14 protein-coding genes are annotated in these 12,930 nt (G+C 43.8%); 6 read left to right on the forward strand and 8 right to left on the reverse strand.

Going from position 1 to position 12,930, the window contains the following annotated elements; translation table 11 throughout:
* Positions 1-5 precede the first annotated feature (5 nt).
* Entirely contained in the window at positions 6-1,040 is a 1,035-nt protein-coding gene (locus tag N5C46_RS07125; RefSeq protein ID WP_420720440.1) for a sensor histidine kinase, read from the reverse strand.
* A gap of 19 nt (positions 1,041-1,059) precedes the next feature.
* Positions 1,060-1,872 (reverse strand): cell wall-active antibiotics response protein LiaF, encoded by an 813-nt coding sequence (gene liaF / locus N5C46_RS07130; RefSeq protein WP_261751481.1) that lies wholly within the window; start codon positions 1,870-1,872, stop codon positions 1,060-1,062.
* 237 nt (positions 1,873-2,109) lie between these two features.
* Here liaF and N5C46_RS07135 point away from each other — a divergent pair, with 237 nt between their 5' ends.
* Entirely contained in the window at positions 2,110-3,507 is a 1,398-nt protein-coding gene (locus tag N5C46_RS07135; RefSeq protein WP_261751482.1) for a hypothetical protein, read from the forward strand.
* A 40-nt stretch (positions 3,508-3,547) separates the two neighbouring features.
* Here N5C46_RS07135 and N5C46_RS07140 read toward each other — a convergent pair whose 3' ends face one another.
* Positions 3,548-4,141, reverse strand: coding sequence for a phosphatase PAP2 family protein (locus N5C46_RS07140; protein WP_261751483.1), 594 nt, complete (start codon positions 4,139-4,141; stop codon positions 3,548-3,550).
* A gap of 96 nt (positions 4,142-4,237) precedes the next feature.
* Between N5C46_RS07140 and N5C46_RS07145 the strand changes: the two genes are divergently transcribed.
* Positions 4,238-5,440, forward strand: coding sequence for a M20 family metallopeptidase (locus tag N5C46_RS07145; RefSeq protein WP_272501229.1), 1,203 nt, complete (start codon positions 4,238-4,240; stop codon positions 5,438-5,440).
* A 40-nt stretch (positions 5,441-5,480) separates the two neighbouring features.
* Here N5C46_RS07145 and N5C46_RS07150 read toward each other — a convergent pair whose 3' ends face one another.
* From N5C46_RS07150 to N5C46_RS07165, 4 genes are all read right to left on the reverse strand, one after another.
* Complete coding sequence (locus tag N5C46_RS07150) at positions 5,481-5,888, reverse strand: DoxX family protein (RefSeq protein ID WP_261751484.1); 408 nt, start codon at positions 5,886-5,888, stop codon at positions 5,481-5,483.
* Between the two features lie 142 nt (positions 5,889-6,030).
* The gene (locus N5C46_RS07155) at positions 6,031-6,732 is read right to left on the reverse strand and encodes an EcsC family protein (protein WP_261751485.1); all 702 of its coding nucleotides are present in this window, start codon (positions 6,730-6,732) and stop codon (positions 6,031-6,033) included.
* 62 nt (positions 6,733-6,794) lie between these two features.
* Positions 6,795-8,024, reverse strand: coding sequence for an ABC transporter permease (locus N5C46_RS07160; RefSeq protein ID WP_261751486.1), 1,230 nt, complete (start codon positions 8,022-8,024; stop codon positions 6,795-6,797).
* Entirely contained in the window at positions 8,014-8,757 is a 744-nt protein-coding gene (locus N5C46_RS07165; protein ID WP_261751487.1) for an ABC transporter ATP-binding protein, read from the reverse strand. Before N5C46_RS07165 ends, N5C46_RS07160 begins: the two co-directional genes overlap by 11 nt.
* Before the next feature lie 1,307 nt (positions 8,758-10,064).
* Between N5C46_RS07165 and N5C46_RS07170 the strand changes: the two genes are divergently transcribed.
* Together N5C46_RS07170 and N5C46_RS07175 are read left to right on the forward strand one after the other, a co-directional pair.
* On the forward strand, positions 10,065-10,487 hold the full coding sequence (locus tag N5C46_RS07170) for an HIT family protein (protein ID WP_261751488.1): 423 nt from the start codon (positions 10,065-10,067) through the stop codon (positions 10,485-10,487).
* Between the two features lie 171 nt (positions 10,488-10,658).
* Positions 10,659-11,195: a tryptophan transporter gene (locus N5C46_RS07175; protein ID WP_034763310.1), complete on the forward strand. Its 537-nt coding sequence runs from the start codon at positions 10,659-10,661 to the stop codon at positions 11,193-11,195.
* A 61-nt stretch (positions 11,196-11,256) separates the two neighbouring features.
* On the opposite strand, the gene N5C46_RS07180 is transcribed toward N5C46_RS07175, so the two are convergent.
* Positions 11,257-11,451 (reverse strand): membrane protein YhzF, encoded by a 195-nt coding sequence (locus N5C46_RS07180; protein WP_034763309.1) that lies wholly within the window; start codon positions 11,449-11,451, stop codon positions 11,257-11,259.
* Between the two features lie 164 nt (positions 11,452-11,615).
* Here N5C46_RS07180 and N5C46_RS07185 point away from each other — a divergent pair, with 164 nt between their 5' ends.
* Both N5C46_RS07185 and N5C46_RS07190 read left to right on the forward strand, forming a co-directional pair.
* Positions 11,616-11,987, forward strand: a complete 372-nt coding sequence (locus N5C46_RS07185; RefSeq protein WP_261751489.1) for a YtxH domain-containing protein — start codon at positions 11,616-11,618, stop codon at positions 11,985-11,987.
* Positions 11,988-12,353: 366 nt separating this feature from the next.
* Entirely contained in the window at positions 12,354-12,929 is a 576-nt protein-coding gene (locus N5C46_RS07190) for an HTH-type transcriptional regulator Hpr (protein WP_261751490.1), read from the forward strand.
* Position 12,930 lies beyond the last annotated feature (1 nt).

The raw sequence follows: 12,930 nt of genomic DNA on the forward strand, positions 1-12,930 counted from the left end.
TTGAATTAGACCGGGATGCGGAGATCGATATACGTTCCCTCTTTTTCTTTGGAGCGAATCTGAAATAGTCCTCCAATTTCCTCCGCCCGCTCTCTCATCGTTTGAAGTCCGTACGAGGTCATCTTATTTTCCTTTAGATTGAACCCCTTACCGTTGTCACTGATATACAATGTGACAAAGCCCCCTTTTTTCTCCGTCACGATCTTTACTTTCGTTGCTTCCGAGTGACGAAGGATATTTGAAAGACTCTCCTGGATGATCCTGAACATATGCGTTTCAGTCCCTTTCGATAAGTCTTCCATTCCATCCAGGGTGGCATCGATCTCAATTTGCGTTTTTTCCTTCAATTCTCTGATCAAGATGGTTAGCGCTTCCCGAAGACTTCCTCCCTTTAAGTCAATCGGTCGCAGATGAAGAAGAAGGGCCCTCATCTCACCTTGTGCCTTCCCTGCAATCTCGGCTACTTGTTTCACGATGATTTCAACCTTTTTATAATCAGTCCCGATGCTTTTTTGCGCCGCGGAAGAAAGCATATTCAGTGCAAATAATTGCTGGCTGACAGAATCATGCAAATCCCTGGCAAGCCTCTGCCTCTCCTCCATGACCGCAGCCTGGTGAGCCTGATCGGCAAGCTCTGACTTTTCATCTGCCAGCCGCTGAAGTGATTTCACCTGCTCTTGAATGAATACCGCAAGCTGGTTCAATTCATCCGATAAAATCCCGAGCTCATCATGCTCATACCTGTCCACCCTCGCAGAGAACTTTCCACTTCGGAGTAAGGTGACGAAGGTGGATATATCATCGATTCTGCCTTTGAATGTATACCCTGTACGAAAACCGAAATAAATGCTTAATAGGAATAAAATGATGGCCAACCAAGTGGTTAAATAAATGGAAAGTTTAAGAGAGATACTGGGATCCTCTGAAAGGAACAGATAAACTTGCAACACGATAAAAAAAAGCAGAATGGTCATGACAGCCATCATTAAAAAGCTCTTAAAAATCCAATTTCGGATATTTGAGGTGTTATTCAATCTCATTCCTCCTTTTACGCTGCCTTTATATCCTTGTAATCCGGATCGAACCAATCTTCACATCAATCGTCAGCTTGATTTTTTTACTTGCCTCGACATAACCTGGTGATCGATAATACAGTTCAGAACGAATATCAGCAGATTTCTGATCAAACAACTTCACATCCCCCACCTGCACCTTCAAGGTGATTTCCACAGGGACATTTTCCGGTATGATCATTTTCACATCGCCGATCCAGCCTCTGATATCAATTGGTGTTTCCCCTTCAGGAATGAAGGCTTTACTGAAATCAAAATAGTAATCTCCTATGGCATTGTAAAGTTTCATGTTTTCCAGGGGCCAGTTCGGTTCTGAAAAACGGATATCCCCGACGATAAAGCCTCTGTTAATCTTATTTTTCTTCTGAGGGATCTTTTCACCCAGCGGCTGCTCCTCATCATCTGTTTCAGCTGTCTTATCAAACGGATAATCACTGCTTATACTCACCTTAATCGGTTTATTCCTCACGATCCGATGAATCGCAATGGCTATGATGATAACCGGCCATAACTTCCACCAATTCCCGTAATCGAAAACCAACACTTCGTATTTATCCAGGAGGATCAGCACCCCTAGGGTCAGGCTGAAAAGACCAAACAGTAATTTACCGAAGCTTTTTTTCAAAAAGCTGTCTACTGACCACTTCAAACCCAGCAGCAATAACAAAATAGGAATAATGTTGACAAATATCTGCGTTATTTCCAAGGAAATGACACCTATATTCAGTAATAATAGCCACAATCCTATCACCATCAGCAAAAATGAGAAAAACCATTGCTTTCTTCCTTTATATCTCATACGAACACCACCTTCACATCACTTATAAACTTTCGCTATTAACATCGTCTATTCCTGTTACTTCTTCCATTATAGATTGATTTCCATGGTTGTTTGACGAGCATCGGAATGATTCAGCCTCAGTCCAGAGGCTGAAAAAATGTTTCTATCCTGTATCACACCTTATTTGCATTTTCATAATCTATAGTACAGATCAGGGCAAATGCCCAAGGTTTGAAACATTGAGGGGGTATTCTAATGGGGATTGACTTGACTGCTCTTCATTGGATTTATTTAGTTTTCATAGGGTTGATCATCCTATTTATGATTTTCAGAAAAGACACGACCATCGTATGTATTCTCGGAATCTTCAGTATCGCTTTGATTGCTACGGGATCGATCAGCGGGTCGATCAGTAGTATATTTAATAGCTTCATCTTTGCCATCACTGAATTACTTTCTACCATTCTCGTCATTTCCATCATCGTTGCCATGAGTAAAGGACTGACGTCGACTGGGATCAATGATGTGATGATCCGTCCGTTCACGAAGTTCATCCGCACCCCTGCGCTGGCATACTGGACGATTGGTCTTGTGATGATGTTCATTTCGTGGTTTTTCTGGCCATCCCCCGCAGTGGCCCTTTTGGGAGCCGTGTTGGTACCCGTTGCCTTACGGGTCGGATTGCCAGCTCTCGGCATCGCCATGGCCATGAACTTATTCGGTCACGGGATCGCTCTTTCAGGTGACTTTGTCATCCAGGCAGCTCCAAAGCTGACGGCAGACGCTGCAGGTATCCCTGTTTCAGAAGTTATTTCGGCGAGTATTCCCCTCATCATTGTCATGGGAGTGGTCACGACCGTCACGGCATTCATCTTCCTTAAACGAGATATGAAAAAAGGGATCCTTACCGTCGATTCAAGCTCCCTAGCTGCCATCGATCCAGAGCAGGATTCTTCACTTGACCTGTTATCATCCCGTTGGAAAAAGGCCATTGCGATCCTTATCCCTCTATTATTCGGTGCTGATATTACGGCAATGGTTCTGTTCGATCTGCAGGGTGGAGATGCAACCGCACTTATCGGGGGAACATCCATCATCATCCTCTTATTGATTTCATTGGCCGCCTATAAAGGAAAAGGATTAGAGAAAACGACCAGTTTCATGATTGACGGATTTCAGTTCGGGTTTAAAGTATTCGGTCCGGTCATACCGATTGCCGCTTTCTTCTATTTAGGGGATTCGGGGTTTCAAACGATCATTGGCGATTTTCTTCCGGCAACATCACATGGAATCGTCAACGACCTGGGCGCATCCCTTGCTGCCGCGGTCCCGCTTTCAAAGGCGGTGGGCGCGATTACACTTACGACGGTCGGTGCCATCACTGGACTTGATGGATCAGGCTTCTCGGGGATTTCTCTTGCCGGTTCTGTCGCCAATTTATTTGCTGAAAGCATCGGTTCCGGCATCGCTACCCTGACGGCCCTTGGCCAGGTGGCGGCCATCTGGGTCGGTGGCGGGACCCTTGTACCATGGGCACTCATTCCGGCAGCAGCCATCTGCGGAGTCGACCCATTCGAACTCGCAAGGCGAAACCTGCTCCCGGTCGTCATCGGACTGATCGCAACTACCATCGTAGCGATGTTCTTAATCTAAAGACAGAGGGACGGACCTTACCTCGGAAGGTCCGTCCCTCTTATTTTGCAGGGCGCTTTTCATATAGGAAGATACACAGTACGAAAAACGAGTAACCCAGAAGGAAGCCGGCAGCAACATCACTGGGATAGTGGGCCTGTTCTGCTACCCGGCTGAACCCTGCCAACAGGGAAAGGATGACGGCCAAGGTGAAGATCGTGACTTTCAATCCCATAGTCGAAATTTCCTTACTGATGAAATAAGCGATGACCAGCAGGAAGACGATTCCCACCATGGCATGACCGCTGGGAAAACTGAATCCTTCTTCCCCATGGGAAAACGATGGTCTTTCACGTTCCATCCACCCTTTGATGGCTTTATTCAGGACGTTACTTCCCGCAACCAGTACCACGACCGTAATGATTCCTGCATAATCTTTTTTAACCCACCAAAGGAACAGGATCAAGGCGATTGTGGCGATTCCGATGACCAGCTCGGTCCCTATCACGGAAAATGGTTCTAAAACATTTAAGTCGCCCATGTTTGTGAGAAGATAATCCTCTCCGACAATCTCCATGTCATGATAAACAAAATGTGCTATGGTCATAAAAAGTACAAATGAAATGATTGCTGAAATGGATAAGATTTTATTCATCGGATCCCCTCCTTGAATTTCACTTATCCCCTCTTCCCGAGAACTTTTAGTGTTATAATATTCGTAATATTCACCAAACATTAGGAGGTTGGGGACTTGCTGAATGAATTATATCAGAAATTAGAAGATCGTTGGATAGAAATGGTTAAAATCAGAAGATTTCTTCATCAACACCCGGAATTATCCTTCCAGGAAAAAAATACGGCAAAGTATATTGCGGATTACTACAAAAAGATCGGGGTCCCGGTTCAAGAACAAGTCGGCGGCAATGGTGTGGTAGCGAGAGTGGAAGGGGCACTCCCCGGTAAGACCGTGGCTCTCCGTGCAGACTTTGACGCCCTTCCCATACAGGATGAAAAGGAAGTGGAATATCGTTCTACCGTTCCGGGTGTCATGCACGCCTGTGGTCATGACGGCCATACCGCGTCACTTCTAGTATTGGGGAAAACCCTTCATGAAATGCGCGAAACCCTTTCAGGGACAGTCATTCTCATACATCAGCACGCTGAAGAATATGCACCGGGAGGAGCTAAGTCCATGATTGAAGCGGGTTGCCTCGAAGGTGTGGATGTGATCTTTGGCACCCATTTATGGGCAACCGAACCACTTGGGAAGGTCCTTCACCGAAAAGGTCCGATCATGGCCGCTGCGGACCGCTTTGAAATTGTCATTAAAGGATCCGGGGGGCACGGGGCACAGCCTCACAAGACGAAGGATTCCATCGTGATCGGGGCTCAAATTATTGCAGAACTTCAACAAATCGTCAGCAGAAGAGTAAACCCGATTGAACCAGCCGTCGTGACGGTCGGCTCCTTTATAGCTGATAATGCGTTCAATGTCATAGCCGATTCAGCTAAATTGATTGGAACGGTACGGACTTTTAATCCAGAAGTCAGGGACTTTATTGAAGAAGAAATTGAACAGATTCTGAAAGGGGCCTGCCTTTCCGGGCGCTGTGATTATGAATATGTATATGAGCGGGGGTATCCGGCCGTTGTCAATCACCCTGAGGAGACGGACCTATTCATTCAAAGTGCAGATACTGTAGATGAAGTGCATACAGTGGAAGAAATCGAAATGCAGATGGGCGGTGAGGATTTTGCCTTTTATTTAGAACATGTGAAGGGTACTTTCTTCTTTACGGGAGCCAAGCCCGACAATGTGGAAACGGCCTACCCACACCACCACCCAAAGTTCGACCTTAATGAAAAAGCGCTTCTCATTGCAGCAAAGTCATTGGCAAGTGCAACACTTCACTACCAGGATAAACATTCCGTTTCGGAAGCCGTTCCGAAATAATGCAAAGAAGGATCGGACGCTCACATCCGATCCTTCTTTTTTAATAAAAGCGATGATTCTTTTCAATTTTACTGACCGCCAACACCCACCAGATCAAGAGGGGTTGAAACAATAGTCTGATCCAAAGCAGCAGTTGATTGGCATCTTCCTGTCCCGGAGCCGGAATTCCTTTAATGGCTGCATAGATATTCGCAGGAAATACAAGAACCAAATAAACCGCTGTGATGATCCCGGTTTTTTCACGAGTCTTCGGAATCAACAGCAGGACTGACAGAATAAATTCAATGATTCCCGTAATATAAACCAGCTCTTCCCTTAAAGGAATAAACGCAGGGACCATTTTCGCAAATCCTTGAGCTTCAATAAAATGAAAGACCCCTGCCAGAAAGAAGAAGAAGGAGAATAATATGAGCCCGACGATCTTCCATGCTTTTTTCCGTTTATTCATCTATTTCACACCTCACTAAACACAATTTACCCTACCTTTATCACTATACATGAAGTCATTGCGGAAATAAAAAGATGGGTTTGTCATCACAATGACCCTAACAAAAAGAAGACCGATCATGGCGATCGACCCTCATACGGTACTATTCTACTGCATGGAAGTAGCGAATCCGATAAGCAAATTTTGCCACTTCACCAAGCTGATCCAATAGCTGATAATTCGCATAGGCACCCACAACAGCCCCGACACCCGGGATGAGTTGGAGCATCTTCACCAAATCGATGTAATCCCGATACTCCTGCTGAAAGGTTTTCCAGTCAAGTTCCTTCAGCCTTTCTTTTTCATCCTCCCAATTCTTAATGAGGTGCAGGACCTTCTTCTTATGGGTATCACTTGAGAATGCAAGTTGAAAAACATACAGAAGAAATAGACGTTCCTCATATTGTTTGGGATCATACCCATGGATAAGGGAGCATTCACTTAAAAATTTCATCTTAATGGACAGGAGCAATGGAAAATCCGCAAGACCGAGAAAGATCCCACCGGCGCCCGTTCCCGCCCCTTCGATGGTGGCAGCTTTCCGGTAAAATTCCATTCGTTCCTTCATCACAACTTCCCGTTCCTGTAGCTCAGGTCTATAGGCCGCCTGCAGGGACACCCATTCGCTGCCCTTCAGGGTGACCTCCACCATTTTCTTGATGCTTTCCGTGACAACTTTATGCGCTTTCTCAGGTATCCACTCATTCACTTTCGTTTGTGCCTGTTTGGATACCCTCTTAAAGATGGACGATTTCCTGGTGTATCTTCGTTTCCACTGTTCCAGCTCTTCTCTCTCATGGTTCACTTTAGAACCACCATCCTTTTTCGTCAGCCTTTACTCATACTATGTTCATCTAACCTGTTTGATTAAAAAAGCGTTTCTTCCATCTTCTTCAATCTTTGGACAAGGTAGAACTGACTGAAAAAGATGGAGAAGGTTAAGCCTGCAAGCAGCGTGATCAATCCAGGCAGCCATTCTCCCCTTATGAAAAGGGGTAGTGAAAACACAAGGGCCTGAATCATCATCGACTGGCTCATGATTTTCTGAAAAGATGATGTCTTCAATTCCCTTGAAACGGGGTAAATGAGTACCCAGATCTTATAGTCAAAGCGCTTGAATAATGGAATCATCTGAAAAGCTGTCAAATAAAGAAATACCATAGCCGTCAGGATACTGAAGACGAAAGATGGATTGGAATAAATCAGCAACACACCGATCAGGGTCAAGCGTATATACAGACCTGAATATTCACTTGTCCTCACAAGCGAGCGAAGATATAAATAGCGATAGGTTGATGCTTGGGAAAAAGGAGCCTTCACAAGCCAGTCGAGCCATTTTCTCCGGTGCACTTTGCCTTTCAGTTTTGGAACATCTGTGAACATATTGGCGATGCGATAAAAGATCAGCATGCGCTGCTCTTCAAGATTAATCAATAAATCCCATTTAAGGTTCTTACCCTTTGTTGCCTGATGAAAATAAAAGGCATAGCCGAGCATCAAGGCGGCCACGACGAGTGTCATCCAAAGGTCGGCTCCCGATAATACAAGGAACAAAAGAGTCCCACTCAATAGAAAACGGACAAGACTGTCCGTCAGGTGAGCTTCCCTCTCCTGAAACCTTAACATAAACCAGCGAACATAAAGATTCCATATTTTTATAACCAATACTAAGCCAAGTAAAGGAAAGAAGCTTCTGAAACTGTTTCCAGATACAGCTACATACATAGGCATAAGGGCAGCCAGGACAAGCAGTTGAATGTAGGATTGAAACATGAAGCTGATCCAGACGCATTTCCTGAAATAACCGGATAAACGTTCTTCTAAAGGTAGAAGAAATACAGCATCCGCTTCCCGTAGGAAGGTGTAAACAGGACTCCATGCCAATAAGAGACCAAGTACGACTGCCATGATGAAAGGAGCCGGGAATGTTGGCTCGAGTGTCTTGACCCACTGATTATACGTAAACGCCGCACCCCCCAAAGCGAAAATCAGGACGAATAATAAATGATCGTTGAACATGTACTTCAAATACTTCTGAAGTTCCTGGTTATACTCTACAATCCTCTTTTTCCAGATCCCTTCCACATTATTCATCATGAGATTCTTCCTTCGTCAGCTGGATGTATATATCATCTAAAGTGGCTTCAGGCATCGTAAACTCCCTGCGAAGCTCTTCTAAAGTCCCCTTTGCCCGGATTTTCCCTTCATGAAGGATGATGAATGAATCACAATATCTTTCGGCAGTAGCCAATATATGGGTAGACATCAGGATGCCCGCCCCATTTTGTTTCATTTCCTCCATCCAATCCAGTAACGACTGGATCCCGAGTGGGTCCAATCCGACAAACGGTTCGTCGATGATGTACAGACTGGGCTGGATAAGAAAAGCACACATGATCATCACTTTTTGTTTCATCCCTTTAGAAAAATGGGCAGGAAACCAGCTCATCTTCTTCTCCATGCGAAACGCTTTCAACAATTTATCGATTCTTCCCTTATATTCCGCATCTGATAATCCGTATGCCATGGCCGTAAGTTTCAGGTGCTCCTCCAGGGTCAGTTCATCATATAAAATCGGTGTTTCCGGTATGTATGAAAATTGCTTGCGGTATTGATCGGCATCCTTTTTCAATGTGTGCCCATTGATGGAAACCTCACCCTGCTTCGCCTCCATCAGCCCGATGATATGCTTGATGGTCGTACTCTTACCTGCCCCATTCAATCCGATTAACCCGACGATTTCATTAGAGTCAATCGAGAATGTGATATCCTTCAAAACCGGCTTCCTTGTATACCCGCCGACAAGATGCTTAATTTCTAATAACGACACGAGCAGCAACGTCCTTTCTCTTCTATATGTATTATTTCTATTTTATCAAAACTTTAAAGCAAAGGCATGCTTTGAATATGAATCATTTTCCCCAACAGATCTCTAAAGACGAACAAGCAAGTAATTTGTCGAGATCACTTTCTACACCGCTATTGATTTCCGTGCAAGACTTCGCTTTCCTCGGGGCGGAAGGCAAGCCTCCTCGTCGCTCTCGCTCCTGCGGGGTCTTACCTATTCCGCTTTTCCCGCAGGAGTCTACCTCTTGCACTCCAATCAATAGCTAGATCCTGCTGTAACTGAATGTGCTTTAGCAATTATTGCAAAAGGACCGTTTCACCAGGTCTTGGTTATTCATACACAGACTTTAGTATTAGAATGTTCGGTCGTCTGGAAGTCTTAGCAGAACGGGGCATTACTATAACTAAAATGATAAGAGTGCTGTATCCAATGGTGAAGCAATCTCGTCATTAAATTGTTTTAGTTTAAACACTTCACTTGGAAAGTTGATTGGAGCGGAAGGTGCTCGACTCCGACGGGAATAGCGGGAAAGTTGAGACCCCGCAGGGCAAAGCCCGAGGAGGCTCAACTCACGCCCCGCGGAAAGCGAGCACCTGCAGCGGAAATCAACCAGCACTCACTTCTTCTAGATGGAAGTTTTCACGACAACCGGTTGATAACACACTTTCCATATTTTTGTATTCATAACCTCCCCCAAGAATGCACAACATATTATCAGAAGGGGCCAGCAATAAGAAAAAGGGGATGGTTGTTAAAGACCAGCTAACCGATTTCACTATTGTTTGCGACTTGAAGGATTCGTCGTCTTCTTTAGTGAATGACACACTCACCCAATTCATTTCATCAAAAATTTGATAAATGAGGTGTTTGTTAAAGCACATTTTGACTAAATCAACTTTCTTACTAAGCTTTCTTAGCCTACAAGATAAGGGGATGGTCAGTTTGCACAGAGTCATTCATGTTTCTAACGATTTACACATATCATCCTTATAGCAAATGAGGTGTTTGTCCAAGACGGCTAACAGTTTCTATTGTCTAAATGCTTAAATAGCAAAAAGATAAGGGGATGGTCGCATTGAACAAAGTTCATTCTACCCTAGAATGGTACACATTTCGAAGCTACTAACGAATGAGGTGTTTATCAAAGAGAATGAAGCCTGACATATAAACCTTTACAGTATTACCCCTTCTAAAGAAGAGAGGCAGGAAAATCGTTCCTGTCTCTTCTTCATTTATTTTCACTTTAATGGTAAAATACATACACTCTTACTAAAAAGGTGGAAATGAGCATGAGCGACTGTATTTTTTGTAAAATCATCGATGGGGAAATCCCGGCAATGAAAGTGTACGAAGATGACCTTGTCCTTGCGTTTCTTGATATCAGCCAGGTGACGAAAGGTCATACACTCCTTATTCCGAAAGTACATAAAGAAAACGTCTACGAGCTGACACCTGATGTGGCAAGCCACCTCTTCTCTGTTGCACCAAAGATCGCAAACAGCATCAAGGCTGAATTTAACCCTGTGGGAATGAACCTTTTAAGCAATGCAGGTGAAGAAGCAGGACAATCCGTCTTCCATTTCCACATGCACTTCATACCACGCTACGGCAATGGAGATGGTTTCGGTGCTGTATGGAAAACCCATAACGAAGACTATAGCCACGAAGATTTAAAAGAAATCGCCGATTCTATCGCCCGTCATCTGTCATAGTATTGAATGCCCGGCCCTTTTTGAGTAAAGGGGCCGGGCTTTTTTCAGAAATATTGGTCTTTGACACGGTGTATCTATATGTTATAATGTAGCTATCTTTTCGCTAATGGCAACAGTGCACATTAGGAGAAGCAGAATACAAAGTATAGTTTAGTTGAGGAGAGATGAGAAATGAATACAAAAACACTTGTATCCCTGTCTTTATTAGTAGGGATCGGAGCGGTACTGCACACAGTGATCCCGGGCATATTCTTAGGGATGAAACCGGACATGATGCTGACGATGATGTTCTTGGGAATCATTTTGTTTCCTGCAAAGAAAAACGTCTTGCTGCTAGGTTTACTGACAGGAGTCATTTCAGGATTGACAACACAATTCCCTGGTGGATTCTTGCCAAACCTGATCGATAAACCGGTCACGGCATTCGTCTTTTACGGATTATTCCTGGCAACAAAGAAAATCACTCGTTCACTGTTAGGCGCTTCTGTTCTAACCGCAATCGGTACACTCGTGTCAGGGAGCGTATTCCTGCTTTCTGCATATGTGATCGTAGGCCTGCCTGGAGCTTTCTTCGCTCTATTCGCAGCAGTCGTACTTCCGGCAACACTTGTGAACGCCGGCGCGATGTTCGTCGTGTATCCAATCATCAACGGTATCTTAAAACGTTCAACCATTCGAGAAGCTGTCACAACAGAACAGCTATCCTAAACGAAATAATAAAAACACCCTCCATGCCTTGTGATCCGTCACAAAATGGGGGGCTTTTTTATTAACTGACTGCAAACCAGAGCAGTATCCCTATGAGAAACGTGATCAATCCACCTGAACCCAATATGGTCGCACGCTTTTTTAATATATTTTTAGGAGGATACATTCCAGGTCTTTGGATACTAATGAAGTTATATACCATACTTAGAAACAACACAGTACTGAGAGCAAAGAAACCAAAGATTATTCCATCCATTCTGTTAGAACCTCCCCCTTCTCCCCACCTCTTATCTTATTTTTATGCGTTGGAAGAGAAAGATATGAACCGTCTTGTTTCAATCTGTTCTAAAAGGGAAAAGGAGAATACATACTGATTGGAGAAATATAGTATTATAGAAATAGAAGAACGAGGTGAACATAATGAATAAAAAATCTCTTGCCTACGGATTATTAATCGGTGGAGTGGTCGGAGGAGTCGCATCCCTGCTGACATCCCCTTCATCAGGTAAAGAAATCCGTGCACAAATCAAAGACAAGAAAGATGATTGGACCGTGGTCATCGAGGAGATGAAAGGCCACATCGGTGAATTGAAAGAGTCAATCGGCACCCTGTCACAGGAAGGAAAGGAAACCGTCCTTCAGCTTTCAAAGGATCTCCAAGCTTCCTTCAAGCAGTGGCAGGCTTCAACCGAGCCGAACAACCAGCGCCTTCAGGAAGAAATCCAATCCATCCAGCGAACCATCGAAGAACTGGAAAAATCGATCAACTCAGCCAATACGACGAATCAATAACCCTGTCCCCGTTTGCCTTCCACCCATTTGTGGGTTATGGCTTACGGGGATTCTCTTTTATTTAAAATAAAATTTAATTCCACTCCGATTTCTTTCAGAATAGTGATTTCCAATATAAATCCCGTCATTACAAGGTTCAAACCCTCTTATCTTTCTAATATGAGGCCGGTAAACCAACCAGAAATTATATACTTCGAAAAATTTTGTCAATTTAGCCTTTATTAATTATTACTTTATTGGCATAATAAAATATAAGCGCTTTCTTTTTTGATGATCGTTAAGCGTATCCTTTGGAACTGCTTACAACGTAACAATTCAGAACAGCTTATAGTAAAAAAAGATTTTCTAGCAAAGTGGGTGAATGAGATGAAGGAAAGAGAATTTACTTTGAAAGAGGCAATGCTCTTCAGTCAAAGGATGGCTCAGCTAAGTAAAGCTTTGTGGAAGGCCATAGAAAAGGACTGGCAGCAATGGATCAAGCCATACGACTTAAATATCAATGAACATCATATTCTCTGGATTGCGTATCATTTAAAGGGTGCTTCCATTTCGGACGTGGCCAAATTCGGTGTTATGCATGTTTCAACGGCATTTAACTTTTCGAAGAAATTAGAGGAACGTGAACTTCTTGAATTTTCTAAACGGGAGAATGATAAGCGGAATACGTACATTCAACTGACGGCCAAGGGGGAGCATATCCTTCTCGATCTAATGAAGAACTACCAGCCGGAAAGTCATTCGATCTTCCAGGGAGTGGCTCCATTACGGGAATTATATGGGAAGTTTCCTGAAATGATCGAAATGATGACCGTCGTCCGTAATATCTATGGAAATGATTTTATGGAAATATTCGAAAAGTCATTTCACAATATTGAAAATGATTTTTCTGATGATAATGGAAAGCTCGGTGAACTATTTGAAGATGAGGAAGAACTGGCCTGAT

The organism is Rossellomorea vietnamensis, from assembly GCF_025398035.1.
Lineage (GTDB): Bacteria > Bacillota > Bacilli > Bacillales > Bacillaceae_B > Rossellomorea > Rossellomorea vietnamensis_B.

Bases quoted from the DNA above. Each gene is read 5' to 3' on its own strand.
- N5C46_RS07140 (WP_261751483.1), bottom strand. From the start codon at position 4,141: ATGAATAAAATCTTATCCATTTCAGCAATCATTTCATTTGTACTTTTT.
- N5C46_RS07170 (WP_261751488.1), top strand. From the start codon at position 10,065: ATGAGCGACTGTATTTTTTGTAAAATCATCGATGGGGAAATCCCGGCA.
- N5C46_RS07125 (WP_420720440.1), bottom strand. From the start codon at position 1,040: ATGAGATTGAATAACACCTCAAATATCCGAAATTGGATTTTTAAGAGC.
- N5C46_RS07185 (WP_261751489.1), top strand. From the start codon at position 11,616: ATGAATAAAAAATCTCTTGCCTACGGATTATTAATCGGTGGAGTGGTC.
- N5C46_RS07135 (WP_261751482.1), top strand. From the start codon at position 2,110: ATGGGGATTGACTTGACTGCTCTTCATTGGATTTATTTAGTTTTCATA.
- N5C46_RS07160 (WP_261751486.1), bottom strand. From the start codon at position 8,024: ATGATGAATAATGTGGAAGGGATCTGGAAAAAGAGGATTGTAGAGTAT.
- N5C46_RS07150 (WP_261751484.1), bottom strand. From the start codon at position 5,888: ATGAATAAACGGAAAAAAGCATGGAAGATCGTCGGGCTCATATTATTC.
- N5C46_RS07190 (WP_261751490.1), top strand. From the start codon at position 12,354: ATGAAGGAAAGAGAATTTACTTTGAAAGAGGCAATGCTCTTCAGTCAA.
- liaF (WP_261751481.1), bottom strand. From the start codon at position 1,872: ATGAGATATAAAGGAAGAAAGCAATGGTTTTTCTCATTTTTGCTGATG.
- N5C46_RS07175 (WP_034763310.1), top strand. From the start codon at position 10,659: ATGAATACAAAAACACTTGTATCCCTGTCTTTATTAGTAGGGATCGGA.
- N5C46_RS07180 (WP_034763309.1), bottom strand. From the start codon at position 11,451: ATGGATGGAATAATCTTTGGTTTCTTTGCTCTCAGTACTGTGTTGTTT.